The sequence below is a fragment of the Pseudarthrobacter sp. SL88 genome (assembly GCF_026672455.1).
Taxonomy (GTDB): domain Bacteria; phylum Actinomycetota; class Actinomycetes; order Actinomycetales; family Micrococcaceae; genus Arthrobacter.
Genome location: NZ_JAPPRD010000001.1, coordinates 2,435,153 through 2,459,181, shown reverse-complemented (window position 1 = coordinate 2,459,181; position 24,029 = coordinate 2,435,153). Strand labels below are relative to the sequence as shown.

At 67.3% G+C, this 24,029-nt stretch carries 25 protein-coding genes; 21 read left to right on the top strand and 4 right to left on the bottom strand.

Going from position 1 to position 24,029, the window contains the following annotated elements; genetic code table 11:
- Window positions 1–26 precede the first annotated feature (26 nt).
- Both OVA06_RS11205 and OVA06_RS11200 read left to right on the top strand, forming a co-directional pair.
- Complete coding sequence (locus tag OVA06_RS11205; protein WP_268158314.1) at window positions 27–1,370, top strand: M16 family metallopeptidase; 1,344 nt, start codon at window positions 27–29, stop codon at window positions 1,368–1,370.
- Window positions 1,371–1,522: 152 nt separating this feature from the next.
- The gene (locus OVA06_RS11200) at window positions 1,523–2,095 is read left to right on the top strand and encodes a DUF1579 domain-containing protein (RefSeq protein WP_326493579.1); all 573 of its coding nucleotides are present in this window, start codon (window positions 1,523–1,525) and stop codon (window positions 2,093–2,095) included.
- A 48-nt stretch (window positions 2,096–2,143) separates the two neighbouring features.
- Here the strand turns inward: OVA06_RS11200 and OVA06_RS11195 are convergent, their stop codons facing one another.
- Entirely contained in the window at window positions 2,144–2,410 is a 267-nt protein-coding gene (locus OVA06_RS11195; RefSeq protein ID WP_268158312.1) for a MoaD/ThiS family protein, read from the bottom strand.
- A gap of 5 nt (window positions 2,411–2,415) precedes the next feature.
- Window positions 2,416–3,558: a GTP 3',8-cyclase MoaA gene (gene moaA, locus OVA06_RS11190; protein ID WP_268158310.1), complete on the bottom strand. Its 1,143-nt coding sequence runs from the start codon at window positions 3,556–3,558 to the stop codon at window positions 2,416–2,418.
- 118 nt (window positions 3,559–3,676) lie between these two features.
- Between moaA and OVA06_RS11185 the strand changes: the two genes are divergently transcribed.
- From OVA06_RS11185 to OVA06_RS11155, 7 genes are all read left to right on the top strand, one after another.
- Window positions 3,677–5,293, top strand: a complete 1,617-nt coding sequence (locus OVA06_RS11185; RefSeq protein ID WP_268158308.1) for a molybdopterin-dependent oxidoreductase — start codon at window positions 3,677–3,679, stop codon at window positions 5,291–5,293.
- Between the two features lie 23 nt (window positions 5,294–5,316).
- Complete coding sequence (locus tag OVA06_RS11180) at window positions 5,317–6,564, top strand: molybdopterin molybdotransferase MoeA (protein WP_268158306.1); 1,248 nt, start codon at window positions 5,317–5,319, stop codon at window positions 6,562–6,564.
- Window positions 6,552–7,046, top strand: coding sequence for a cyclic pyranopterin monophosphate synthase MoaC (moaC, locus tag OVA06_RS11175; protein ID WP_261619639.1), 495 nt, complete (start codon window positions 6,552–6,554; stop codon window positions 7,044–7,046). Before OVA06_RS11180 ends, moaC begins: the two co-directional genes overlap by 13 nt.
- Window positions 7,043–7,588 carry a MogA/MoaB family molybdenum cofactor biosynthesis protein gene (locus OVA06_RS11170; protein ID WP_268158303.1) on the top strand — a complete coding sequence of 182 codons (546 nt, stop codon included), beginning with the start codon at window positions 7,043–7,045 and terminating at the stop codon, window positions 7,586–7,588. Before moaC ends, OVA06_RS11170 begins: the two co-directional genes overlap by 4 nt.
- Window positions 7,578–8,048 (top strand): molybdenum cofactor biosynthesis protein MoaE, encoded by a 471-nt coding sequence (locus tag OVA06_RS11165; protein ID WP_056083330.1) that lies wholly within the window; start codon window positions 7,578–7,580, stop codon window positions 8,046–8,048. The genes OVA06_RS11170 and OVA06_RS11165 overlap by 11 nt, the downstream gene beginning before the upstream one ends.
- A gap of 95 nt (window positions 8,049–8,143) precedes the next feature.
- Entirely contained in the window at window positions 8,144–8,914 is a 771-nt protein-coding gene (gene dapB / locus OVA06_RS11160; protein WP_268158301.1) for a 4-hydroxy-tetrahydrodipicolinate reductase, read from the top strand.
- Between the two features lie 3 nt (window positions 8,915–8,917).
- Window positions 8,918–9,397 carry a hypothetical protein gene (locus OVA06_RS11155; RefSeq protein ID WP_056083324.1) on the top strand — a complete coding sequence of 160 codons (480 nt, stop codon included), beginning with the start codon at window positions 8,918–8,920 and terminating at the stop codon, window positions 9,395–9,397.
- Window positions 9,398–9,400: 3 nt separating this feature from the next.
- Here the strand turns inward: OVA06_RS11155 and OVA06_RS11150 are convergent, their stop codons facing one another.
- Window positions 9,401–10,636, bottom strand: a complete 1,236-nt coding sequence (locus OVA06_RS11150; RefSeq protein ID WP_268158299.1) for a heparan-alpha-glucosaminide N-acetyltransferase domain-containing protein — start codon at window positions 10,634–10,636, stop codon at window positions 9,401–9,403.
- Between the two features lie 122 nt (window positions 10,637–10,758).
- Here OVA06_RS11150 and OVA06_RS11145 point away from each other — a divergent pair, with 122 nt between their 5' ends.
- The 7 genes from OVA06_RS11145 (at window position 10,759) to OVA06_RS11115 (ending at window position 18,686) form a co-directional block, all read left to right on the top strand.
- Window positions 10,759–11,136, top strand: a complete 378-nt coding sequence (locus OVA06_RS11145) for a hypothetical protein (RefSeq protein ID WP_235501568.1) — start codon at window positions 10,759–10,761, stop codon at window positions 11,134–11,136.
- Window positions 11,137–11,215: 79 nt separating this feature from the next.
- Window positions 11,216–12,124 (top strand): 4-hydroxy-tetrahydrodipicolinate synthase, encoded by a 909-nt coding sequence (gene dapA, locus OVA06_RS11140; protein ID WP_056083317.1) that lies wholly within the window; start codon window positions 11,216–11,218, stop codon window positions 12,122–12,124.
- 41 nt (window positions 12,125–12,165) lie between these two features.
- The gene (locus OVA06_RS11135) at window positions 12,166–13,857 is read left to right on the top strand and encodes a ribonuclease J (protein WP_056083314.1); all 1,692 of its coding nucleotides are present in this window, start codon (window positions 12,166–12,168) and stop codon (window positions 13,855–13,857) included.
- A 154-nt stretch (window positions 13,858–14,011) separates the two neighbouring features.
- Complete coding sequence (locus OVA06_RS11130) at window positions 14,012–16,903, top strand: FtsK/SpoIIIE family DNA translocase (protein ID WP_268158292.1); 2,892 nt, start codon at window positions 14,012–14,014, stop codon at window positions 16,901–16,903.
- 23 nt (window positions 16,904–16,926) lie between these two features.
- Window positions 16,927–17,571: a CDP-diacylglycerol--glycerol-3-phosphate 3-phosphatidyltransferase gene (pgsA, locus tag OVA06_RS11125; RefSeq protein WP_268158290.1), complete on the top strand. Its 645-nt coding sequence runs from the start codon at window positions 16,927–16,929 to the stop codon at window positions 17,569–17,571.
- Window positions 17,568–18,128 (top strand): CinA family protein, encoded by a 561-nt coding sequence (locus OVA06_RS11120; RefSeq protein WP_056083306.1) that lies wholly within the window; start codon window positions 17,568–17,570, stop codon window positions 18,126–18,128. The genes pgsA and OVA06_RS11120 overlap by 4 nt, the downstream gene beginning before the upstream one ends.
- Before the next feature lie 105 nt (window positions 18,129–18,233).
- Entirely contained in the window at window positions 18,234–18,686 is a 453-nt protein-coding gene (locus tag OVA06_RS11115; RefSeq protein WP_043793869.1) for a helix-turn-helix domain-containing protein, read from the top strand.
- A gap of 89 nt (window positions 18,687–18,775) precedes the next feature.
- Here the strand turns inward: OVA06_RS11115 and OVA06_RS11110 are convergent, their stop codons facing one another.
- Entirely contained in the window at window positions 18,776–19,300 is a 525-nt protein-coding gene (locus OVA06_RS11110; protein WP_056083304.1) for a MarR family winged helix-turn-helix transcriptional regulator, read from the bottom strand.
- A gap of 40 nt (window positions 19,301–19,340) precedes the next feature.
- Between OVA06_RS11110 and OVA06_RS11105 the strand changes: the two genes are divergently transcribed.
- From OVA06_RS11105 to miaA, 5 genes are all read left to right on the top strand, one after another.
- Entirely contained in the window at window positions 19,341–19,565 is a 225-nt protein-coding gene (locus OVA06_RS11105) for a DUF3046 domain-containing protein (protein ID WP_015936672.1), read from the top strand.
- A 197-nt stretch (window positions 19,566–19,762) separates the two neighbouring features.
- Entirely contained in the window at window positions 19,763–20,821 is a 1,059-nt protein-coding gene (gene recA / locus OVA06_RS11100; RefSeq protein ID WP_056083303.1) for a recombinase RecA, read from the top strand.
- A gap of 3 nt (window positions 20,822–20,824) precedes the next feature.
- A complete protein-coding gene (locus tag OVA06_RS11095; RefSeq protein ID WP_442793542.1) occupies window positions 20,825–21,460 on the top strand; it encodes a regulatory protein RecX in 636 nt (211 codons plus the stop codon).
- A gap of 104 nt (window positions 21,461–21,564) precedes the next feature.
- The gene (gene miaB, locus OVA06_RS11090; RefSeq protein ID WP_082497463.1) at window positions 21,565–23,118 is read left to right on the top strand and encodes a tRNA (N6-isopentenyl adenosine(37)-C2)-methylthiotransferase MiaB; all 1,554 of its coding nucleotides are present in this window, start codon (window positions 21,565–21,567) and stop codon (window positions 23,116–23,118) included.
- 3 nt (window positions 23,119–23,121) lie between these two features.
- Complete coding sequence (gene miaA, locus OVA06_RS11085; RefSeq protein ID WP_261619644.1) at window positions 23,122–24,021, top strand: tRNA (adenosine(37)-N6)-dimethylallyltransferase MiaA; 900 nt, start codon at window positions 23,122–23,124, stop codon at window positions 24,019–24,021.
- Window positions 24,022–24,029 lie beyond the last annotated feature (8 nt).

Genomic DNA, 24,029 nt, shown 5'->3' with positions numbered 1-24,029 from the left:
CCGGCTGCACCACCCGAAAGGCCTCAATGACTGTTGTACCCCTGCCCCTTGAGCAGAACCACCTCGGCGACACCCTGGTCCATGGCTCCGACGGCGGCTCCGAAGTCCGCCGGTCAGTGCTGCCCGGTGGCGTGCGGGTTCTGACCGAAGCGATGCCTGGCCAAAGGTCGGCCACCATCGGTTTCTGGGTAGGCGTGGGGTCCCGCGACGAGGCCCACGGACAACACGGCTCCACCCACTTCCTGGAGCACCTGCTCTTCAAGGGCACCAAACGGCGCACCGCGCTGGAGATCGCCTCGGCCTTCGACGAGGTGGGCGGCGAATCGAACGCCGCGACGGCAAAGGAAAGCACCTGCTACTTCGCCCGCGTCCTTGACACGGACCTGCCCATGGCCATTGATGTCATTGCCGACATGATCACCGGCGCGGTCCTCGACCCCGCCGAGATGGAGCAGGAACGGGACGTCATCCTTGAGGAAATCGCCATGGACAGCGACGACCCCACCGATGTTGCTCATGAGCACTTCGTTGCTTCGGTTCTTGGCAGCCACCCCTTGGGCCGCCCCATCGGCGGAACCCCGGACGCCATCCGCGCCGTTGCCCGCGACTCCGTCTGGGAGCACTACCAGCGCTACTACCGGCCCGACGAACTGGTCATCACCGCTGCCGGCGGGCTGGAGCACGACGTCGTCTGCGGCCTCGTGGTGGATGCCCTTGAGTCTGCAGGCTGGTCGCTTGAGACGGACGCGTCGCCGGTCGACCGCCGGTCCACCGAGCGGGCGCTGATCACCGGAACCGCCGGGCTCCAGGTGGTGAAACGTGCCGTTGAGCAGGCCAACATCATCATGGGCTGCCCCACGATTGTTGCCACGGACGGGCGCCGCTATGTCATGAGTGTCCTCAACGCCGTGCTCGGCGGAGGCATGTCCTCCCGGCTGTTCCAGGAGATCCGTGAAAAGCGCGGCTTGGTGTATTCGACCTACTCCTTCGCGTCGTCCTACGCTGACGCCGGCTACTTCGGCATGTATGCAGGCTGCACGCCCTCAAAGGTGCGGCAAGTCCTTGAACTGCTGGGCATCGAGCTGGACAAACTCGCCGAGCACGGCATCTCCGAAGACGAACTGCGCAAGGCCGTGGGCCAGCTGTGCGGCGGGATTGTGCTGGCCCTCGAGGACACCGGCTCCCGGATGTCACGCCTGGGCCGGGCCGAACTGGTGTCCGGCGAGTACCAGGACATCGACGAGACCCTGCGGCTGATTAAGTCCGTCACCGCCGAACAGGTGCAGGAACTGGCCGCGGAACTGGCCGCCGCGCCCCGCACCGTCACCGTGGTGGGCCCGTTCGACGAAACCGAGACCTTCGGACTCTGAGCATCGGGCGACCGAAACGCGGGTTCTTATAGTGCGGTCCTGACCGCTGGCCAGAACGGCCCGCGTTGGGCGCGCGGACCACTCGCGGGGCGCAGACTGCAGGACTACGATGAGGCCATCCGACATCGCCGTGCTGGTGAGGAGTGGATGGCGTGAACGTACTCCGGCTGGGCCATGATGGCGCCCCGGATCCGCCGCGACCGAACGTGCCCGCCGGTGTTCATCCGGCGCTGGCGGGCCTCCTCGGCGACTGGCGGGGGAGTACCGAGCTGGCTGCGGGGCATTGGGGGCCGCAGCGGACGGTGGATGCCGAGGTGGCATACCGCCGGGCAGCCGGGGGATTTGCGGTGGTCCAGAGCTACCGGCACGTGGAGCCTGACGGTGCGCACTTTGAGGGCCACGGCGTCTTCACCCTGGATCCCGACCACCGTGATGTGTTCTGGTACTACGTCGACAGCACCGGCGGGCCTCCCGGCAGTCCGTCCCGCTGCACCTGGCATGACGGCGTGCTCCGGGTTGAGCGGCGCGCCGGCACGGGGTGGACACGGCACAGCATCTTCCTTACTGGCCCCGCAGACTCAGAGCCGCGGAGCGCGGTGCTCGTTCACGTTACCGAGCTGCGGACAGGCCTGGAACAACACGTGGTGGACGAAACCAACGCGCGTACAAACGGCAAGCGCCCCGCCTTCACGCCTTTCATGACCTCCACCTTCCGGCGGGCCTGACGCTGCACCGGCTCCGCGGGCGGCAGGCAACCTGGCGGTAGGGCGCGGCTACCCTCCGGCGAACGGCGGCAGGACGTCCACGACGTCATCGGCGCCCACAACAGTTGAACGGTCCCGCACCGCCACCTCGTTCAACAGTAAGCTGCTGCGGGAGAGGATGCGTGCCAGCGGCGGCGTCCCGGCCGGGGGCTCCTCCCGGGGCACGGCGAGGACGGCGTCCAGGAGGTCCGCCACGGTTGCCCCGGTAGGGAGGTCGAACTTTTCCTCCTCGAACCCGGCGGCGGCGCGTGCGGCAGCGAAGTAACGTACATGCATTCCGGTCAGCCCCCAATGGCGCTCATGCTGCGGTCCGGCTGGACGAAGTCCGGAGCGTCGAGTCCCACGTGGTCCATGCCGTGGGCTTTTGGCTTAATCCACATTGCGTCCTGCCACCGGCGCGCCAGGGCGTCGTCGTCGGCGCCCGAGCGCAGCAGCCCCAGGAGGTCGTACTCTTCACGCGAGAAGAGGCAGCTCATGATCTTGCCCTCGGCCGTGATCCTCGTCCGGCGGCAATCCGAGCAGAACGGCTCGGTGACTGAGGCGATGATTCCCACCGTTCCCAGGACGGGGCCGTGCGCGGAAGGGGCGACGCCGGCATCCAACCCGGCCACCCGGCGTCGTACTTCAAACCTTTCGGCGGGCGCACCGTCGCGTTCCCGCGGATCGGCGCTCAGGACGTATTCGGCGGAAAGAATTTCGCGGATTTCGGCGGCGGTGATCATGTTCCGGCGCGTCCAGCCGTGGTCGGCGTCGAGCGGCATCTGTTCGATGAAGCGCAACTCATACCCCCGGTCCAAAGCCCAACCCAGCAGGGCAGGAGACTCGGCATCGTTGATCCCGCGCATCAGGACGGCGTTCAGCTTGACCGGACCAAGTCCGGCCGCCCATGCGGCGTCCACGCCTGCCAGCACCTGGTCAAGGAAGGGGCGGCGGGTGAGTTTGGTAAACGTCTCTTCGTGCAGGGAATCGAGCGAGACATTGATCCGCGTCAGGCCCGCGGCCTTGAGCGGGGCGGCCTTCTTCGCCAGCCCCACGGCGTTGGTGGTCATCGAGATGGGCAGGTCCGGATGGTTGCTGCGCAGCGCGGAAATGATGTCCACCAGGTCGTGCCGCACCAGGGGTTCGCCGCCGGTGAGCCGCAGCTCGCGGACGCCGAGCAGCTCAACCCCGATCCGGACAATCCGGACGATCTCCTCGGCCGTCATGACAGCCTGCTTTGCCAGCCATTCCAGGCCTTCGGCAGGCATGCAGTAGGTGCAGCGGAGGTTGCATTTATCGGTCAGGGACAGCCTCATGTCGCTGGCCCGGCGCCCGTACCTGTCCACCAGGCCCGCAGGCGCGTCAGCCGGACGCGCAGCCGGGACGGCCGGCTGGGCCGGGTCCGCTTCTTCGCGGGGCTGGGGCATGCCTAGCTGGACACTCATGAATTCAGGCTACGCCACGATGGGCTCCACATCACACCCGTGACGGTTGCTGCCCCGGACCGGCAGGAATCCGCGCCGGGCAACCGGCGGAAAGGCCCCGCGAACCTATGCTTGAAGGGTGAACAGCGCCCGGCAGCAGGCCACGCACGACGACGGTACCCGCCACGGCGGTTCGGCGGAACCCAGCGCGCGGGTACAGCGGGTACGGGGACGCCCGGGCGGGCACGCTGCGGCCGCCGGCGTGGTGTCCGTGGTCGGCGGGGTGGTCCTCGGAGAGTTGCTGGCCGGCGTGTGGAGCCCGTCGGTGTCGCCGCTGACAGCGGTGGGCGGAGCCGTCATTGATGCCGTCCCGCCGGCAGTAAAGGACTGGGCGGTCTCACTCTTTGGCACGGCGGACAAGGCGGCCCTCCTGGCCAGTATGGCCCTCGTCATCGCCGTCCTCGCGGCCCTGGCAGGAGTAGTGGAACGGCGGCGGCGTTTCGCGGGGCTGGCCGTTATCGCCGTGTTTGGACTCGCGGGCGTGGCCGCTGTCGCCGGCCGGGCCCAGGCCACACCGGTGGCCCTGGCACTTCCCGTGGCTGCGGCCGCCGCCGCCGCCCTGATCCTCCGGCTGCTGATGGGCAGGCTGAAGGCCTGGGAAGCGGCCCCTGACGGCGGGCAGGCCACGGCCCGCCGCACGTTCCTCCGGAACCTCGCCGCAGGTGCCGCACTCACGGCCGTTGGCGGGGTCGTGGCAGGATCCTGGCGCGGGACCGTGCTGAAGGTCAACGATGCCCGGGCCCGGGTGGTAATAACCCCGGCGGCGGTACCGGCGCCGCCCATCCCTGCAGGAGCGGAGGCAGGCGTTGAGGGCATGCAGCCGCTCGTCACCCCCGTCAACGACTTCTACCGGATCGATACGGCGCTGGTGGTACCCGCCGTCGACCCCGATGCCTGGGTCCTCAAGGTCACGGGCATGGTGCAGCGCGAGGTGGAACTGACCCTCGCTGAGCTCCTTGCCAAGCCGCTGACCGAACGCCACATCACCATCGCCTGTGTGTCCAACCCGGTAGGCGGGGACCTCATCGGCAACGCGCGCTGGCTCGGCTGGCCGGTCCGCGACCTCCTGGCGTTGGCCGGGCCGGCCCGGGGCGCGGACATGGTGCTGTCCCGGAGCGCCGACGGATGGACTGCCGGCACCCCGCTGGAAGTGCTTACGGACAGCCGGGACGCACTCCTGGCCGTGGGCATGAACGGCGGCCCGCTGCCGCTCGAACACGGATTCCCCGTCCGGCTGGTGGTGCCTGGCCTGTACGGCTATGTTTCCGCCACGAAATGGGTCACGGAGCTGAAAGTGACCACCTTCGCGGAGGACACCGCTTACTGGACCACGAGGGGCTGGTCCGACCATGGTCCCATCAAGCTTTCCTCCCGCATCGACGTCCCCCGCAGCGGCAGGCCCGTCAACGCCGGAACGGTCACCTTTGGCGGCATTGCCTGGGCCCAGCACACCGGCGTCAGCGCCGTTGAACTCAGGGTCAACCGGGGTTCCTGGCAGGCCGCTGAGCTGTCATCCGGGATCTCCACGGACACCTGGTACCAATGGAAGCTCAGCATGGACCTGACACCAGGGCAGTACGAGGTCCAGGTCCGGGCCACTGACCTTGCGGGCACCGTCCAGGACGAGGAATCCCGGCCAGTGGTCCCGGACGGCGCCACCGGATTCCACACGGTTAGAGTGGACGTGAAATCCTGACGGCCCACACTGAAGGCGCATCCATGACCAGCCTGCACCGCCACGCCCCTGCGGGCACGCCACACCAGGCCCGCTCCGTTGCCGACCATGTTGCCGCCGTTGCGGATCTGCTGGCCCCTTTGCGGTCAGAATCCCGCACCGAAACCGTTCCGCTGTCCCAGGCCCTCGGCAGGGCACTGGTGCACGGATTCCTGGCACCCGTCAGCCTGCCGCCCTTCGCCAATTCCCAGATGGACGGGTACGCCGTCAATTCCGCAGACATGTACGACGACGGCACGGAGTTCGCCGTCGCAGCGCCGGTCCCGGCGGGGATGCGTCCGCCCGCGCTGGCCCGGGGGACCGCGGCGCCCATCATGACAGGCGCCATGCTCCCTGACGGTGCTGACGCCGTCGTACCCATTGAACGTGCGGTGCCGGACAGCTTTCCCGCTCCCGGAACGGACGCACGCGTCACGCTGCCGGCAACGGCGGCGGGGACCTACGTCCGCCCGGTGGGCAGCGACATTGCCGCGGGGGAGCGTGCCCTGGCCGGCGGAACCTGCCTTGGTCCCGCCCAGCTGGGGCTGCTTGCCGCCCTGGGTATCCCCGATGTGGAGGTCTACCGCGCCGTCCGGGTCCTGTTCGTCACCACCGGCGACGAGGTGGTGGAACCGGGGCAGGACCTGCCTGCCGGCAAGATCTACGACGCCAACGGCACCCTCCTTGCCGCCGCCATGGCGCAGGCAGGCCTGGACGTGCGGCGGGCCGGTATTTCCACCGACGATCCCGCGGAACTGCAGAAGCTGCTCCGGCGCCAGGGTGCGGATGCCGATGTCATCGTCACCACCGGCGGCGTCAGCAAAGGCGCCTACGAGGTTGTGCGGCAGGCCATGGAAGTCCAGCCGGTGGAATTCCTGCACGTGGCCATGCAGCCGGGAGGGCCGCAGGGGATCGGAATGTTCGACGGCGTCCCGTTCCTGGGATTCCCCGGGAACCCCGTCAGCTGCCTGGTGTCCTTCGAGATGTTCCTCCGGCCGGCCCTGGCAGCAGTCCTCGGGGCTCCGGCCCTCCGCCTTCCTGTCCGCGCCAGGCTCAGCCATCCGCTGACGTCGCCGCAGCACAAACACCAGGTCCGGCGCGGCAACCTCCAGCCGGACGGCACCGTCCGGCTGGAAGGCGGCGAGAGCTCCCACCTGGTGCGTGCGCTGGCCGGTTCCAACGCCCTGGTCCACGTACCCGCCGGCGTAACGGAACTCGCGGCCGGGGACGAGGTGGAAGTATGGATGCTGTGAATGCAGAACAGACCCCCGCCGCCCTGACGCACCTGCGCCGGGACGGCAGCGCACAGATGGTGGACGTGTCCGCCAAAGCCGAAACCACCCGTGAAGCCACAGCAACAGCCACGGTCCGCACCACCGCGGAGGTGATGGGCCTGCTCGGTTCCGGCGGCCTTCCCAAGGGGGACGCGCTGGCAGTTGCCCGGGTGGCGGGCATCATGGCCGCCAAGAAGACGCCCGAACTGATTCCGCTGTGCCACCCCCTGCCGCTGTCCAAGGTCACCGTTGACTTCGGGCTCGACGCGGAGTCCGTCGAGGTGGTGGCCACCGTCAAGACCCGCGGCGTGACCGGGGTGGAAATGGAAGCCCTCACCGCGGCGTCCGTGGCCGCCCTGAGCGTTTACGACATGATCAAGGCCGTGGACAAACACGCCGTCCTGACCGATATCAAGGTGCTGGCCAAGAGCGGCGGCAAGAGCGGGGACTGGACACTATGACTCGCGAAGGCACCTCCGGCGCAGCCCCGTCCCATGCAGCCGAGCCGCACCGGCACGGCGACGTCCAGGGCCGGAAGGCCGGCGTGGTGATCGCCTCCACGCGGGCAGCAGCAGGTATTTACGACGACGAGACCGGCCCGGTGATCACGGACTGGCTCACCGAACACGGCTTCGAGGTCTTCCCGGCGATGGTGGTCCCCGACGGCGAGCCCGTCGGCGCCGCGATCAGGGCCCTCCTGACCCAGCGTCCCGCCGTCGTGATCACCAGCGGCGGCACCGGGCTGAGCCCGGACGACCAGACTCCCGACGTCACCCGGCCCCTGCTGGACCGCGAAATCCCCGGCATCATGGAAGCGATCCGGCGTGCCGGCGCCGCCAAAACGCCGCTGGCTGCGCTCAGCCGCGGCTACGCGGGCGCGGCAGGGAAGTCCTTCATTGTTAATCTGCCCGGCTCACCGAAAGGCGTCATGGACGGACTCACCGTCCTGGATCCGCTGATCGGGCACCTCTGCGACCAGTTGGAAGGCAACCATGGGCACTGAAGCATTCGAGGTGGTATCCGCGGTCCTCAGCGCGGAGCCAATCTCCGTAGGCCAGGCCATCGCGGCCGTGGAAGGGGATACCGCAGGTGCGGTGGTCAGCTTCAGCGGCGTGGTGCGCAACCACGACGGCGGCAAGGCAGTTGACCGCCTCAGCTACAGCGCGCACCCCACGGCGCACCAGGTGATGGCCGACGTCGTGGCCCGGCTGGTTGCCGAACAAGACGCCGGCGGGGGTGCAGGGGAGGACGGCGGAAAGCCGGTCCGCATCTGGGCGGCCCACCGGATCGGCATGCTGCAGATCGGCGACCCCGCACTGGTATGCGCCGTGTCCGCAGCACACCGGGGGCAGGCCTTCGCCGTGTGCTCCGAACTGGTGGACCGGATCAAGGAGCAGGTGCCCATCTGGAAGGAACAGTTCTTCTCCGACGGCACTGTTGAATGGGTGGGCGCCGGCGGCTGACCGCCGGCCGTTTCGGGCGGTGCCGCGGCGTCCTGCGAGGTAACGCACACCGTCCGGTTCCGGCGCGCCCCGGGCCCGACGGTAGGGTTGACTGCATGACCGAACAACACTCCGAAGCCAAGCGCGTCGCCATCCTGGGCGCCAACGGACGCATGGGCGCCGAAGCCGTCAAAGCCGTTGAAGCCGCACCCGACATGGAACTCGTCGCGGCGCTGGGACGGGGCGACTCCCTGGACCAGGTCACCGCCGCCGGAGCGCAGTACCTTGTGGACCTGACAGTTCCCGAAAGCACCGAAGCCAACGTCCGCTTCGCCGTCGAAAACAACATCCACGCCGTTGTGGGGACCACCGGCTGGGATGCCGGCCGCCTGTCCGCGCTCGAGGCCCTGCTGGCAGAGCACCCGGAAACCGGCGTGCTGATCGCACCCAACTTTGCCGTGGGATCGGTGCTGGCTTCGGCCTTCGCCGCCAAGGCTTCCAAGTACTTTGACTCGGTAGAGATCATTGAACTGCACCACCCGGACAAGGTGGACGCCCCTTCCGGAACCGCTGTCCGCACCGCCCAGCTCATTGCCGCGGAACGCGAGGCCGCCCAGGTGCCGGCAAGCCCGGACGCCACCACCAGTGAACTGGCCGGCGCCCGCGGCTGCGACGTTGAGGGCGTCCGCGTCCACAGCGTGAGGCTCCGCGGGCTGGTGGCCCACCAGGAAGTCCTCCTCGGCAGCGCCGGTGAGCAGCTGACGCTGCGCCACGACTCGTTCGACCGCGCGTCCTTCATGCCCGGCGTCCTCCTCGGCGTCCGCAATGTGGCCGCCCACCCCGGGCTTACCGTGGGGCTGGATGGCTACCTGGACCTGGGTTTCTAGGCGATGGACGGCTTCCTGGCAGGGTTCCGCAAGAACCGCACCAAGATCTGGGTTGGGCTTGTCACGCTGCTCCTGGTGTTCTACCTGGTGGTTTCCCTCCAGCGCTCCATCCTGCTCCTGACGGACAGCAACCTCACGGCGCAGGCCATCGGGGCCGCTTACCTGGTCCTGCCGGTCGTCGGTGCATGGGCGTTGATCCGCGAGTTGATGTTCGGTGCCCGGACGGAGCAGATGGCCAAGGTCCTTGAAGCCGAAGGCGGCCTCCCCGTGGATGAACTGCCACGGACACCGGCCGGGCGGATCATCCGGGAAGCGGCCGACGCAGAGTTCGAAAAGTACAAGGCGGAAGCGGAGGCGGCACCCGACGACTGGCGGTCCTGGTTCCGGCTCAGCTGCGCCTACGACGCCGCCGGCGACAGGAAAAGGGCCCGTGCGTCCATGCGCGACGCCGTCAGGCTCTTCCGCGGCAAGGTTCCGGCCTAGCTCCTACCGCGGGAGTTTCAGCTGCCCGCGGCCCAGCTGGCTGGCCGCGTGGCCCACCCACTCCAGCGGACCCCGCCACTTCAGCAGTACGAAGACCATGCCCACCACCACCGCTGTGGCTGCCTGGGCAAAGTACATGCCGTCCTCGGTCCAGCCGGCAGGCAGCGGCTTGAGGTAGAAACACGACACCACCCACACATGGACCGTGTACAGGGTAAGTGTCATGGCGCCGGCACCGCGCAGCGGAAGCAGGAGGTCCAGGTCCACCCACTCCGCCAACCGGCCCAGGAGCAGGCAGGCACCAATGACCGCCGCTGCCACGCCGGACGTGTGCAGCAGGTCGAGGGAGGAGCCGGAATGCGGGGCGGCGGACGCCAGCCACCACCATGACCCCTCCTGCCTGATTCCGGTCAGGTTCACCTGCAGGACGCTGTCCAGCGGGTACCCCGGCGCATTGAGGACCTTCTCCAGTGCGGCACGCCCGCCCCAGTCCTCCATGGCCGTCACGCCCAGCACCTTCGCGGCGATCGCAACAACAGTCCCGCCGGCCAGCAGCGCCACCGGAACCAGGGCCTTGCTGAGCACCAGCCGGCCGATGGCGAGCCCTACCAGCAGGTACGACATCCACTGGAACACCGGGTAGTAGCCGGTGAGGAACACGTCGGCGACCAGCCGCGCGGGCGTTCCCAGGTCCTCCCAGCCGGGATTGTGGCCAAGCTGCAGGGGCGGCTCCGCGGCCAGCAGCCAGGGACGCAGGAGGTACGCCAGGACCGGGGAACCGACGATCCATCCGGCTGCCCAGGCGCAGAGCTGCTTCACGCCCATGCCCAGGAACGGCAGGATGCACAGGAACAGGACTGCGTAGTGGACAAGGATGACGGCCAGGTTGACTTCGAGGCCGCCCAGGCTGAGCCCGACGGCGGCGATCACCAAGGCCCGGAGGGCGACTCCGCGGCGCGCGGCCGCGAGTTCACCAGCCGCGAGCTGCCTGTGCTTTCCGGTGGACAGGGCCAGTCCGACGCCGGCCAGCACGGCGAACAGGGCAGCGGCCCGCCCGGAGAAGGCCAGTCCGATCCAGGTGGGGGTAAGGCTGGCGTTGGATTCAAAGGTGGGGAGCAGGTGGGTGGCCATCATGCCCAGCAGGGCAATCCCGCGCGCAGCATCGATGCCGTAGAGGCGTCCCGGTGCCTGGCCGGCTGCCGTTTTCCGGGGTGCCCTGGCCGGGTTGCGGGAAGTCATGAACCGAATCGTCTCATACGCGCGGCGGGGCCCGCTGTCACGCCGGGGAGTCCACCCGGGAAGCCGCGCGGATGGAGCGGCAACCCTTGTATTCGAATATATGTTCGAATACGATGGAGCGCATGCAGACGCCAACGCCGGAGATTCCCGCCTACGGGCCGGGCCGCCACGAGTCCACTGGCCGTACCGCCGGCCGTGGGTCGGCAAACCCCGAGCCGGGTACGGGCCTCCTGAAAGCCATGAGCCCCGGGGTAGTCGACTTCCTCTTCCGCCAGCTCGTGGCCGGAAAGCCCGCGGAGGATGTCCAGTGGGAGCGGGAGGGCGTCAGCCTCGCGGCCCAGCCCGAAGGCGCCGAGCTTGCCCGCCGCCTGGCAGAAACGGACCTGGACGCCCTGACGCCGCTGGAACTGTTCCACTATGTCCGGGCCGCCCAGCGCCTTTCGGACTGGGCCGAGGAACTCCGCCGGGCAGCAGTCGGCCGGTACTGCAGCACCCCATGACTCCGGGAACCCCCTATTTGACGTTCATCACGCCCCCGGCATTGTCCTAACCAGCGGGGGACAGGGTAACGTTTTTCCCATGGCTGACTCTTCCGCGCATATCCCTGCCCTCGGTACGCTCCTGACCGCTATGGTCACGCCGTTCACCAAGGACGGCGCCGTGGATTACGACCAGGCAGCGGCCCTGGCCAGCAAGCTCGTGGACGACGGCTGCGACGGCCTGGTAGTCACCGGCACCACCGGCGAGACGTCCACTTTGACGGACGAAGAGAACCTCGGCATGTTCCGCGCGGTCAAGGACGCCGTGGGCGGCCGCGCCGCCATCATCGCCGGCACCGGAACCAACGACACCGCGCACTCGGTCCACCTTTCCCAGCAGGCTGCAGCCCTCGGCGTCGACGGCCTCCTGCTGGTGACGCCGTACTACAACAAGCCCAGCCAGGCGGGAGTCCAGGCCCACTTCGAAACCGTCGCCTCCGCAGTGGACGTCCCCGTCATGCTCTACGACATTCCCGGCCGGTCCTCCATTGCCATCGAACCGGACACCATGATCCGGCTGGCGCAGCACCCCAACATTGTTGCGGTCAAGGACGCCAAGGCGGACATGGTTGCTGCCGCCCGGGTCATGGCCGAGACGGACCTCCTCTTCTACTCCGGCGACGACGGACTGACCCTGCCCTGGATGGCGCTGGGTGCCGTCGGCCTCGTGGGCGTCACCACCCATGTGGCCACCCGCCGGTTCCGTGAGCTCATTGACGCGGTCAACGCCAACGACCTCGGCACCGCCCGGAAGATCAACTTCGAACTCCTGCCCGTGGTGCGCGCCACCATGAGCAGGGTCCAGGGCGCCGTGGCCGCCAAGCAGATTCTTAAATGGCAGGGAGTCCTGCCCAACTCGATCGTCCGTTTGCCCCTCGTGGAGCCGGACGAAGCCGAGATCGAAACCATCCGCGGGGATTTGGCGGAAGCGGGGCTGGTCTACTCCTGAGGACGACGACCGGCACCCTTCCGCCTGGAAAGTAGTGCAATATGACCCAAACCGCCCTTACCGGCCTTGTCACACCTCCGCGCCTGCCGCAGGACACGCTCCGCATCGTCCCGCTTGGCGGGCTGGGGGAGATCGGCCGGAACATGACCGTGTTCGAAATCGGCGGCAAGCTGCTGATTGTCGACTGCGGCGTCCTCTTCCCGGAGGAAACACAGCCCGGCGTTGACCTGATCCTGCCTGATTTCTCGTACATCGAGGACCGGCTGGCAGACATCGTGGCCGTTGTCCTGACGCACGGCCACGAGGACCACATCGGGGCTGTTCCGTACCTGCTGCGGCTCCGGAACGACATTCCGCTGGTGGGTTCACAGCTGACCCTCGCGCTGATCGAAGCCAAGCTGCAGGAACACCGCATCCGGCCGTACACGCTGACGGTCGAAGAGGGACAGGTGGAGAAGTTCGGCCCGTTCGAGTGCGAATTCGTTGCCGTGAACCACTCCATCCCGGACGCCCTGGCCGTGTTCCTGCGCACCGCCGGCGGAACCGTGCTGCACACGGGCGACTTCAAGATGGACCAGCTGCCCCTGGACGGACGCATCACGGACCTGCGGCACTTCGCCAAGCTCGGCGAAGAGGGCGTGGACCTGTTCATGTCCGACTCCACCAACGCTGACGTCCCCGGCTTCACCACCGCTGAAAAAGAGATCGGCCCCACGCTGGAACGCCTGTTCGGCCAGGCCACCAAGCGCATCATCGTGGCGTCCTTCTCCTCCCACGTCCACCGCGTGCAGCAGGTCCTGGATGCCGCCGCCAAGCACAACCGCAAGGTGGCGTTCGTTGGCCGCTCCATGGTCCGCAACATGGCCATCGCCGAAAAGCTGGGCTACCTCGACGTGCCGGCCGGGCTCATCGTGGACATCAAGAACATCGACAACCTTCCGGATAACCGCGTGGTCCTGATGTCCACCGGTTCCCAGGGTGAACCGATGGCAGCGCTCTCGCGCATGGCCAACGGTGACCACCGCGTGGTGGTGGGTGACGGCGATACCGTCATCCTGGCCTCAAGCCTCATCCCCGGCAACGAGAACGCGGTGTTCCGGATCATCAACGGCCTGCTCAAGCTGGGCGCAGACGTGATCCACAAGGGCAACGCCAAGGTCCACGTCTCCGGCCACGCCGCTGCCGGTGAACTGCTGTACTGCTACAACATCCTCGAGCCGCTCAACGCGATGCCCGTGCACGGCGAGACCCGCCACCTGCTGGCCAACGGAAAGATCGCCATCGAGTCGGGCGTCCCCGAGGCAAGCGTGATCCTCGCGGATAACGGAACCGTCATCGACCTGCGCGATCACCGCGCCGACGTGGTGGGCCAGGTGGAGGTTGGCTTCGTCTACGTGGACGGCTCCAGCGTCGGCGAGATCACCGACGCCGACCTCAAGGACCGGCGCATCCTGGGTGATGAAGGCTTCATCTCGATCATCACCGTCATCCACCGTGCCACCGGCAAGGTGGTATCCGGGCCTGAGATCCACGCCCGCGGCGTAGCCGAGGATGATTCCGTCTTTGACGACATCATCCCCAAGATCAACGCTGCGCTTGAGGAAGCGGTCCTGAACAACAAGGACCACACCAGCCACCAGCTCCAGCAGGTGGTCCGCCGGGTAGTGGGCACCTGGGTCAACCGCAAGCTGCGCCGCAAGCCCATGATCATCCCCGTGGTGCTGGAGGCCTGACCCCCGCAGCGGTTCCAACCCCAGCGGGTGGGAGGCAAAGGGCCCGGTTCCGGTGGAACCGGGCCCTTTGCCTATCCCGTGCCCACCTATATTGCGGGGGCCGGGCGGCCGGATATCCCCGGATTCAGGGCTTGGTTCCGGTAGCGTGAACAGCATGGCCACACGTACTACTTCCGCGCCCAAAGGTACCGGCAGGGGCGGCTCCGGCAGCAAAGCCGGCAGCTCCACAGGCCGCGGAACCGGCTCACCAGCAGGCAAGACCCCGCGCGGCGGCTCGTCCAGCACCGCGCGCACCCGCCAGCTCCCCGCCGTCGAACACCACCAGCCGTGGCTGGCGAGGGTGGTTGGCGGCGCCTGGCTGGGGCTGGGGCACATGGTGGGCGGCGGAGTCCGGCGGATCGGCCACGACGTCAGCGACATCCCCGCCGAGGAACGCCGCGACGGCGCCGCCCTGTTCAACCTCGCCCTGGGCGTCTTCATCGCCACGTTTGCCTGGTGGGGCCTGACCGGGTGGTTCCCGGACGCCGTCTACGCGGTGGTGAACGGCACCTTCGGGTGGATCTCCCTGCTGCTGCCCCTCATGCTCTTTGTCTGTGCCTTCCGGCTTTTCCGGGTGCCATCGGACGGCCGCGGCAACAACCGGGTAGGCATCGGATTCCTGGTCATGACGTTCGCCGGCTCCGGCCTGGCGCATATCCTGGGCGGCCAGCCCACTGTCGCAGACGGCTTCGACGGCCTCCGCCAGGCGGGCGGCATGCTGGGTTTCCTCGTGGCGACGCCCCTGGCAGCCATCCACCCCGCCGTGCCGACGGTCCTCTACGGAGTCCTGGCGTTCATCTCCCTGCTCATCATCACCGCCACGCCGTTCACGGCCATCCCGCGCCGCCTGCGCGGAGCCTACGAACACCTCATGGGCATCGACCTGATGGAACAGGAGCAGGCCGGGGACACCCATGACCGCAGCTACCTGGACCGGCCCGCGCCTGCCGCGCCCAAGAAGAAGAAGCGGCGCCTCTTCGGCAAGGACGAAGATCCCGACGCCGGCCTTGAGGGCTATGTGGGCGACGAAGCCTTTGAGCACGCGGTCATCGACGACGACGAGCCACAGCCGCCGCGGCCCGCTCCCGGCGTCCGCCGGCCCACCCAGGCGGAGATCGCCGTCGAAAAGATCAAAGCGGCCCAGGGCCTGGGCACCGCTTCGCAGGCGGCGCCGCCGGAGAACGCCACTGAGGCTATTCCGCTGGTCATCCCCGGCGCCGCCGCGCCCGGGAAACCGGCCACGGCACCCACGGTGCCCGCAAACCCGGTGGCGCCCGCGCCGCCGCCCGTGCCCATCCCTCAGCGGACCGAGCAGCTCTCCCTCGCCGGGGACGTGACCTACACGCTCCCTGCCTCGGACTTCCTCACGCCGGGCTCCATCCCGAAGGAGCGCACCGAGGCCAACGACGCCGTCGTCGCCGCCTTGACGGACACCCTGACGCAGTTCAACGTCGATGCCACCGTGACGGGCTTCAGCCGCGGCCCCACTGTGACCCGGTACGAGATCGAACTCTCGCCGGGGACCAAGGTGGAGCGCGTTACGGCGCTGTCCAAGAACATCTCCTACGCAGTGGCCTCCAGCGACGTCCGCATCCTCAGCCCCATCCCGGGCAAGTCCGCCATCGGCATCGAGATCCCCAACACCGACCGTGAGACCGTGTCCCTGGGTGACGTGCTGCGCAGCCAGAACGCCCGCAGGACGGACCACCCGATGGTCATGGGCGTTGGCAAGGACGTCGAAGGCGGCTACGTGGTGGCCAACCTCGCCAAGATGCCCCACCTCCTGGTGGCCGGTGCCACCGGTGCCGGCAAGTCGTCGTTCGTGAACTCGATGATCACCTCCATCCTGATGCGCTCCACCCCCGATGAGGTGCGCATGGTGATGGTTGACCCCAAACGCGTGGAACTGACCGCCTACGAAGGCGTTCCGCACCTCATCACGCCCATCATCACCAACCCGAAGAAGGCCGCCGAGGCCCTCCAATGGGTGGTCCGCGAGATGGACGCCCGCTACGACGACCTCGCCAACTACGGCTTCAAGCACATCGACGACTTCAACAAGGCCGTCCGCGCAGGCAAGGTGCAGCCGCCGCCCGACTCCAAACGGGTGATCCGCCCCTACCCGTACCTGCTGGTGATCGTGGACGAACTCGCCGACCTCATGATGGTGGCTCCGCGCGACGTCGAAGACTCGATCGTCCGCATCACCCAGCTGGCCCGTGCGGCCGGCATCCACCTGGTGCTGGCCACCCAGCGGCCCTCCGTGGACGTGGTGACCGGCCTGATCAAAGCCAACGTGCCCTCGCGGATGGCCTTTGCCACGTCCTCCGTGACGGACTCCCGCGTTGTCCTGGACCAGCCCGGCGCCGAGAAGCTGATCGGCCAGGGCGACGCGCTCTTCCTGCCCATGGGCGCCTCAAAGGCCATGCGCGTCCAGGGCGCCTGGGTCACCGAGTCCGAAATCCACAAGGTGGTGGAACACGTCAAGGGACAGCTGCAGGCCGTCTACCGCGACGACGTCGCCCCCGAAGCGGAAAAGAAGCAGATCGACGACGACATCGGGGACGACCTCGAGGTGCTGCTGCAGGCCACCGAGCTGGTGGTCACTACCCAGTTCGGCTCCACCTCCATGCTGCAACGCAAGCTGCGGGTGGGCTTCGCCAAGGCCGGCCGCCTGATGGACCTCCTCGAGTCCAGGGGCGTGGTGGGACCGTCCGAAGGCTCAAAGGCCCGTGACGTCCTGGTCAAGCCGGACGACCTCGCGCCCGTTCTGGCAGCCATGAAGGGCCAGGAAGCACCCGCGGCGCCGGATGCCCAGACTGCCGCCCTGAGCGACAACGCCAACGCCAACATCGCCCAGGGAGGATACGCCGAGGACCTGGTGGCGGCCGACCTGGACCAGCGGAAGCAAAACGTCGAATATTACGACGGCTCCGATTCCGCGCCAGGCGGCTACGGGGACGACGACGAGGGGTCCGAGGACGCCTGGTCACTGACCGGTCGATAGCCCGGGGACTGTAGCCTAGAAACGTGACTAGCACTGATGCAACCGCCGCCGGCAAGGGCCGTGCCGGGGTCTGGAACCTACCCAACGTCCTGACCATGATCCGCATCGCGCTGGTGCCCTTCTTCGTCTGGTTCCTGATCGCCGACGCCCCCGGGCTGCACAGCGAATCGGGGATCTGGCGCTGGGCCGCGGTGGTGGCCTTCGCCGTGGCGATCTACACGGACAAGCTCGACGGCGACATCGCCAGGAGCCGGAACCTCGTCACGGACTTCGGCAAGATCGCCGATCCCATTGCGGACAAGCTGCTCATCGGCTCCGCCCTGGTGATGCTGTCCGTGCTGGGCGAACTGCCCTGGTGGATAACGCTGGTGATCCTGGTCCGTGAATGGGGAATTACCGGCCTGCGGTTCTTCGTCATACGCTACGGCGTGATCCCGGCTTCCCGGGGCGGAAAGCTCAAGACCGTGGTCCAGACCGCCGCGATCTTCCTCTATCTCCTGCCGCTGGGGGCTGTGGCGCCCTGGCTCACGTGGGTGGCGTTCGCGGTGATGCTCGCCGCGGTGCTGATCACCGTTTGGACCGGGGTGGAGTACGTCGTCGAGGCTCTGCGGCTCCGGGCCAGGGGCAAGCTGCAGGCGCGCGCCAACCAGGGCCGGGAACAGCCGTGACAAACCTTCACCATTTGGCCGGCGAGGCAGTCCGGCAGGCGCTGGAGGCCGGGCGGACGGTGGCCACCGCAGAGTCGCTGACCGCGGGCATGGTTTCAGCCGTCCTGGCTGATACCCCGGGAGCGTCGGGCATGCTTCAGGGCGGTGTGGTGGCCTACCGGAATTCGGTCAAAGAAGCCGTGTTGAACGTCGCCGGTGATCTCCTCGCCCGGGTGGGATCCGTGGACGGCGGTGTGGCCGGCGCCATGGCCGCCGGAGCCAGGACTGCCCTGGGCGCCGACATCGGCGTCAGCACCACCGGCGTCGCCGGCCCCGAACCGCATGACGGCAAGCCCGTTGGCACTGTCTACATCGGCATTGCCACCGCCGGGGGAGCGGCGGCCTACGAGTACCACTTCGAGGGGACGCGTCCCGAAATCCGGGGCCAGGCCTGCGGAGCGGCCCTGGAACGGCTCCTCGAAGCACTTTCACCTGATCAGACCCGGCAGGCGCCGGGCTGGCAGCGCCCCTTGTTACCGGGAGTAAAGTTGCCGGGAACAAAAGCCGGTACCGATTAGTTATTACATTGTGTCGCTTCCGAAGAGCGGAGGCGCCTAGGATGAAATGACCACGACGGTTCGCTTGGCGGCGGACCTGACTTATGAGGGAGCAAGGCGATACAGATGGTAAAGCAGCCCGTATCCGTAAACGGCGTTGTCCGCTGGAAGGATGTGGGCCTCGCCGATCAGGCTAAGAGCGAACAAAAGGAGCGCAAGATGGTTGTACTTCGTCACGAAATTGGTGATGTCCTGCGCGATGTCCGCCAGCGTCAGGGGCGCACGCTCCGTGAAGTCTCGCACAGCGCCCGGGTCTCCCTTGGCTACCTCAGCGAAGTTGAGCGCGGACAGAAGGAAGCATCGTCCGAACTGCTGTCCTCGATTTGCTCGGCCCTGGATGTTCCGTTGTCCAGCATGCTCCGCGAGGTCAGCGACCGGGTGGCAGTCGCAGAAGGCGTTGCCGTACCGGACACCGTTCCGCAGGAATTCTCCCAGCGTTACGGCCGCGACCTTGAGCGCGACCTGAACACGGAACTCAACGACGAACTGTCTACCGGCCTCCTCTCCGGCGCCCGCTGAGGGTTGCCCGCCCGGTAACGGGTCCTGGAGCCCACGAAACCCCCGGCCACCGGCCGGGGGTTTCGCCGTTTCGGCCCTGAACCGGCTCCTTAGGCCCGAGGGTCTTCGGAATCGTTGTCCTGGGGAAACCCATCGCGTTCGTAGGTGGCATTGAGCTTCGCCATATAGCGGGCCAATTCCTGGAGGTCACCGAGTGGCCATTCCCCGAGCCGTTCCCGGAACACCTGCCGGCGGGCGTCCTGCACTTCGTGCATCTTCTCCTCGCCCTTCGGAGTCAGCCTGATGGCCTGCGCCCGGCCGTCCAGCGGATCGGCCTCCTTCGACACCAGGCCGAGGCCTTCCAGGAAGGCGATCTGGCGGCTGACCGACGGCTTGCCCACGCCGATGTTGATGGCAAGATCCGTGAGCCGGATGGTGCCCTCTTTCCGGATGACGGAAAGCAGTCCGTAGGCGGCCGGTTCCATATCCGGGTGGACCTCGCGGGACAACTGGTTGGAGATTGCCCGGGCCCGCCGCCAGAACAGGCTGATCTGGTGTTCCACGTTCTGCAGCGCGGAGTCCACGGTGTCCTCGGTCGGAGTGCTGCCCGGCAGGGCGTCGGGGGAGTTGCTCATGGCAACAATTCTAGGGTCCGGCGCATGAGAGAATCTTCCGATGCGATTGAGCGACTATTGGCGGCTGATGGACGACGAGTTCGGTGCGGGCTATTCCCGCGTCCTGAGCAGCACCTTGGTCCTGTCCGGCGTTGGCGGCAGGACCGCAGACCAGGCCCTGGCCGCCGGCGTGGAGCCCCGCAGGGTGTGGCTCGCCCTGTGCGACGTCCAGGATGTGCCCGCGGAGCGACGGCTCGGCAGGGACATTAAACCGCGCCGCGACTAGCAGCCACACCCGGTTTTTCGGCTGACACGCCGGGAAGTTGTTCGAATACCTGTTCGGATATGACTATGATTTTTACAGCGGGTTATCCACATAGCCGTTGTCATCCGGCCGGAATGTCAGTGGGTCCCCTTAGCGTCAGAGATGACCAATAAACGGCCGCGAAGGCCACCATCGAGAAAGCATTAGAGGTGTCAACCATGGCGGCAGCCCCGGATCGTGCAAAAGCGCTGGAAGCAGCACTGGCCCAGATTGACAAGCAGTTCGGCAAGGGCTCTGTCATGCGCCTGGGCGACGAAGTCCGTGCCCCTATCGAAGTCATTCCCACGGGCTCCATCGCCCTGGACGTCGCCCTGGGAATTGGCGGCCTTCCCCGCGGCCGGGTCATCGAAATCTACGGGCCGGAATCGTCCGGTAAGACCACCGTCGCGCTGCACGCTGTAGCCAGCGCCCAGCGTGCCGGCGGCATCGCAGCCTTCATCGACGCTGAGCACGCCCTGGACCCGGACTACGCAGCCAAGCTGGGCGTGGACACGGACGCCCTCCTCGTATCGCAGCCGGACACCGGTGAGCAGGCGTTGGAGATCATGGACATGCTGGTCGGCTCAGGCTCGCTGGACATCGTGGTCATCGACTCCGTAGCAGCCCTGGTGCCCCGCGCCGAAATCGAAGGCGACATGGGAGACAGCCACGTCGGCCTGCAGGCCCGCCTGATGAGCCAGGCGCTGCGTAAAATCACCGGACGCCTGAGCCAGACCAAAACCACCGCCATCTTCATCAACCAGCTGCGTGAAAAGATCGGTGTCTTCTTCGGTTCTCCCGAAACCACCACCGGTGGTAAGGCCTTGAAGTTCTACGCGTCGGTCCGCATCGACGTCCGCCGGATCCAGACCCTCAAAGAGGGTGCCGATTCGGTGGGTAACCGGACCAAGGCGAAGATCGTCAAGAACAAGATGGCACCGCCCTTCAAGATTGCCGAGTTCGACATCATCTACGGCCAGGGCATCTCCCGCGAAGGCGGAATCATCGACATGGGCGTGGAGCACGGCATCATCAAGAAGTCCGGCTCCTGGTTCACCTATGACGGTGACCAGCTGGGCCAGGGCATGGAGAATTCCCGCCGGTTCCTGCGCGACAACCCCGAACTTGCGGCCGAATTGGAACGGCTCATCAAGGAAAAGCTGGGCGTCGGAGTCAAGCCCGCTGACGCGGAGTCCAAAGAGGATTCCCCGAAGCTGAAGGCCGTCGACGGGTTCTAGCAGTTGACTGGCTTCGAAAAACGCCGGGGTGGGTCCGCAGGGACCCGCCGCCGGCGGACCGGCAGCCCTTCGGCATGCCCGGAGGAAACGGAACCCGCCGCCGATTCCGATTCCGGTTCGCCGGGATTCGGCGACCGCGAGCCCGACCCGGTTACCGTGGCGCAGACCATCGTCTACCGGCAGCTCACTGTGTCGGCCAAGAGCCGGCTCCAGCTGGCCCGGAAGCTCGCCGAACGGAATATTCCTGAAGACGTTGCTGAATCGGTGCTGGACAAATTCGAGGATGCCCGGCTGATCGATGATGCCGAGTTCGCCAACATGTGGGTCCGCAGCCGCTCGCAATCACGCAAGCTGGCGAAGGGTGCACTGCGCCGGGAACTGGCAGATAAGGGCATCGACGAGGAATCCGCTGCTGCGGCACTGGAGCAGCTCTCCGACCAGGATGAGGAGGAAGCTGCCCGGGCCCTCGTCGAACGCAAGCTACGTCCCGGCACGGACCTCGAGGACCGTGCAGAGCGGGACAAGGCCACCAGGCGGCTGGCGTCGATGCTGGCCCGCAAGGGATACCAGCCGTCCCAGGCCTTCCGCATCGTCGGCGAGGTCCTGGACTCCCGGTCCGGCCAGTGCGGCGAAGACTGACGGGCCGCGCCGCAACCAACTGCGTAGGCCCGGATAGTCGGCCCCTTCCTGGCCCGGGACTCCGAGAGCCAGCCCCAACCTTGCACAGCCGGTACCCTTAACAGGTGAGTTTGACCATTCCTTCCCCTTTTTCCGGCGCCCCCACCGAAGAACCGGTGTCAGGCCTGCCACATGAAGCCACACCACGTACCTACCAGGTGCGCACCTTCGGCTGCCAGATGAACGTCCACGACTCCGAGCGGATGGCCGGGATGCTTGAGGACGCCGGTTACGTCCCCGCGGACGGTGACCGGGCCGACGTCGTTGTCTTCAACACGTGCGCCGTGCGTGAGAACGCGGACAACAAACTTTATGGAAACCTTGGAATCCTGGCGCCCGTCAAGGCCGCGAACCCGGGTATGCAGATCGCAGTCGGCGGCTGCCTGGCCCAAAAGGACCGCGAAACCATCCTGAAGAAGGCCCCGTGGGTGGATGCCGTTTTTGGTACGCACAACGTCGGTGCACTCCCGGCGCTGCTGGAACGGGCCCGGCACAATGACGAAGCCCAGTTGGAAATCCTGGAATCGCTGGATGTGTTCCCCTCCACGCTTCCCACCAAGCGTGACTCCGTCTACGCAGGCTGGGTCTCCATCTCCGTCGGCTGCAACAACACCTGCACGTTCTGCATCGTGCCGGCGCTGCGCGGCAAGGAAAAGGACCGCAGGCCCGGCGACATCCTCGCCGAAATCCAGGCCCTCGTGGACGACGGCGCCATTGAGGTCACCCTCCTGGGGCAGAACGTGAACTCCTACGGAGTGGAATTCGGGGACCGCCAGGCGTTCTCCAAGCTCCTGCGCGCCTGTGGCGATATCGAGGGACTGGAGCGCGTCCGCTTCACCAGCCCGCACCCCGCAGCCTTCACGGACGACGTCATCGACGCCATGGCGGAGACTCCCAACGTCATGCCGCAGCTGCACATGCCGCTGCAGTCCGGCTCCGACAGCATCCTGAAGGCCATGAAGCGGTCATACCGGTCCACGAAGTTCCTGGGCATCCTGGACAAGGTCCGCGAGAAGATCCCGCACGCAGCCATCTCCACCGACATCATCGTCGGCTTCCCGGGCGAGACCGAGGAGGACTTCCAAGCCACGCTGGACGTTGTGGAGAAGTCGCGGTTCGCCACTGCCTTCACTTTCCAGTACTCCAAGCGCCCCGGCACCCCGGCCGCTGACCTTCCGGACCAGCTGCCCAAGGCCGTGGTCCAGGAACGCTTCGAGAGGCTGACGGCCCTCCAGGACAGGATCGCCGCGGAAGAAAACAAAAAGCAGCTGGGCCGCCGCGTGGAGGTCATGGTCACCGCGCAGTCCGGGCGGAAGGCAGAAGAAACCCACCGCCTGTCCGGACGTTCACGGGACCAGCGGCTGGTGCACTTCTCCGTCCCCGACGACGCCCCGGCACCCCGGCCTGGCGACCTCGTCACGGTCACCATCACGGACGCCGGCGCCTTCCACCTCATCGCGGATCCCGTACCCGGGGAGTACAGCCTGCGCCGCTCCCGCGCGGGTGATGCCTGGGACAGGTCCCAGGCCGAGTCCTGCGGTGTCCCCGCACCGGGTACCGGTGACGGGCGCAAGGGCGTTTCGCTCGGCATGCCATCGCTGCCCGTGCGCACTTCCTGATCCATGGGCACCCCGCCCGTCATCGCCGTCGTCGGTCCCACCGGGTCCGGAAAATCCGATCTTGCCGTCAACCTGGCCCTTGAACTTGATGGCGAAATCATTAACGCCGATGCCATGCAGTTCTACCGCGGCATGGACATCGGAACCGCCAAGATCACCCCGGCCGAGCGCCGGGGCATACCGCACCACCTCCTGGACATCCTGGATGTCACCCAGGAAGCCAGCGTCTCGGACTTCCAGCGGCAGGCGCGGCAGCTGATCGGGGACATCCATGCCCGGGGGAAGCGGGCCATCCTGGTGGGCGGCTCCGGCCTTTACGTCCGCGCCGCCCTCGACGTCCTCGAATTTCCCGGGACGGACCCGGATCTGCGCCGCTCCCTCGAAGCTGAGCTGGCCGCGCACGGCACGGCGAACCTGCGGGCCCGCCTCCAGGACGTGGACCCGGCCTCGGCCGAACGGCTGAACGATGACCGGCGCATCATCCGCGCCCTGGAAGTCCATCAGCTCACCGGCCGGCCCTTCAGTTCCTTCATGCCCCGGCGGGAGTACTTCCAGCCTGCCGTCCAGATTGGCTTGTCCGTTGACCGCGCGGCACTGCATGAACGGTTGGCCGCCCGGGTGCATGCCATGGTGGACACCGGATTGCTGGCTGAAGTCCGCCGGCTTGATGGACTGGGCCTGCGCACCGGAAAGACCGCGTGCCGTGCCTTGGGCTACTTGCAGTTCCTGCAGGTCCTCGACGGCTCCGCCACCGAAGCTGAGGCTGTTGAAAGCACCATCATCGCCACCAGGCAGTTCGCCCGCCGCCAGCTGACCTGGTTCCGCGCCGACCCCCGGATTACGTGGATCGACTGGCAGGACCCGGATTTGCTGGCCAAGGCCGCAGGCCTTTGCCGCCGGTAGCCTGAACG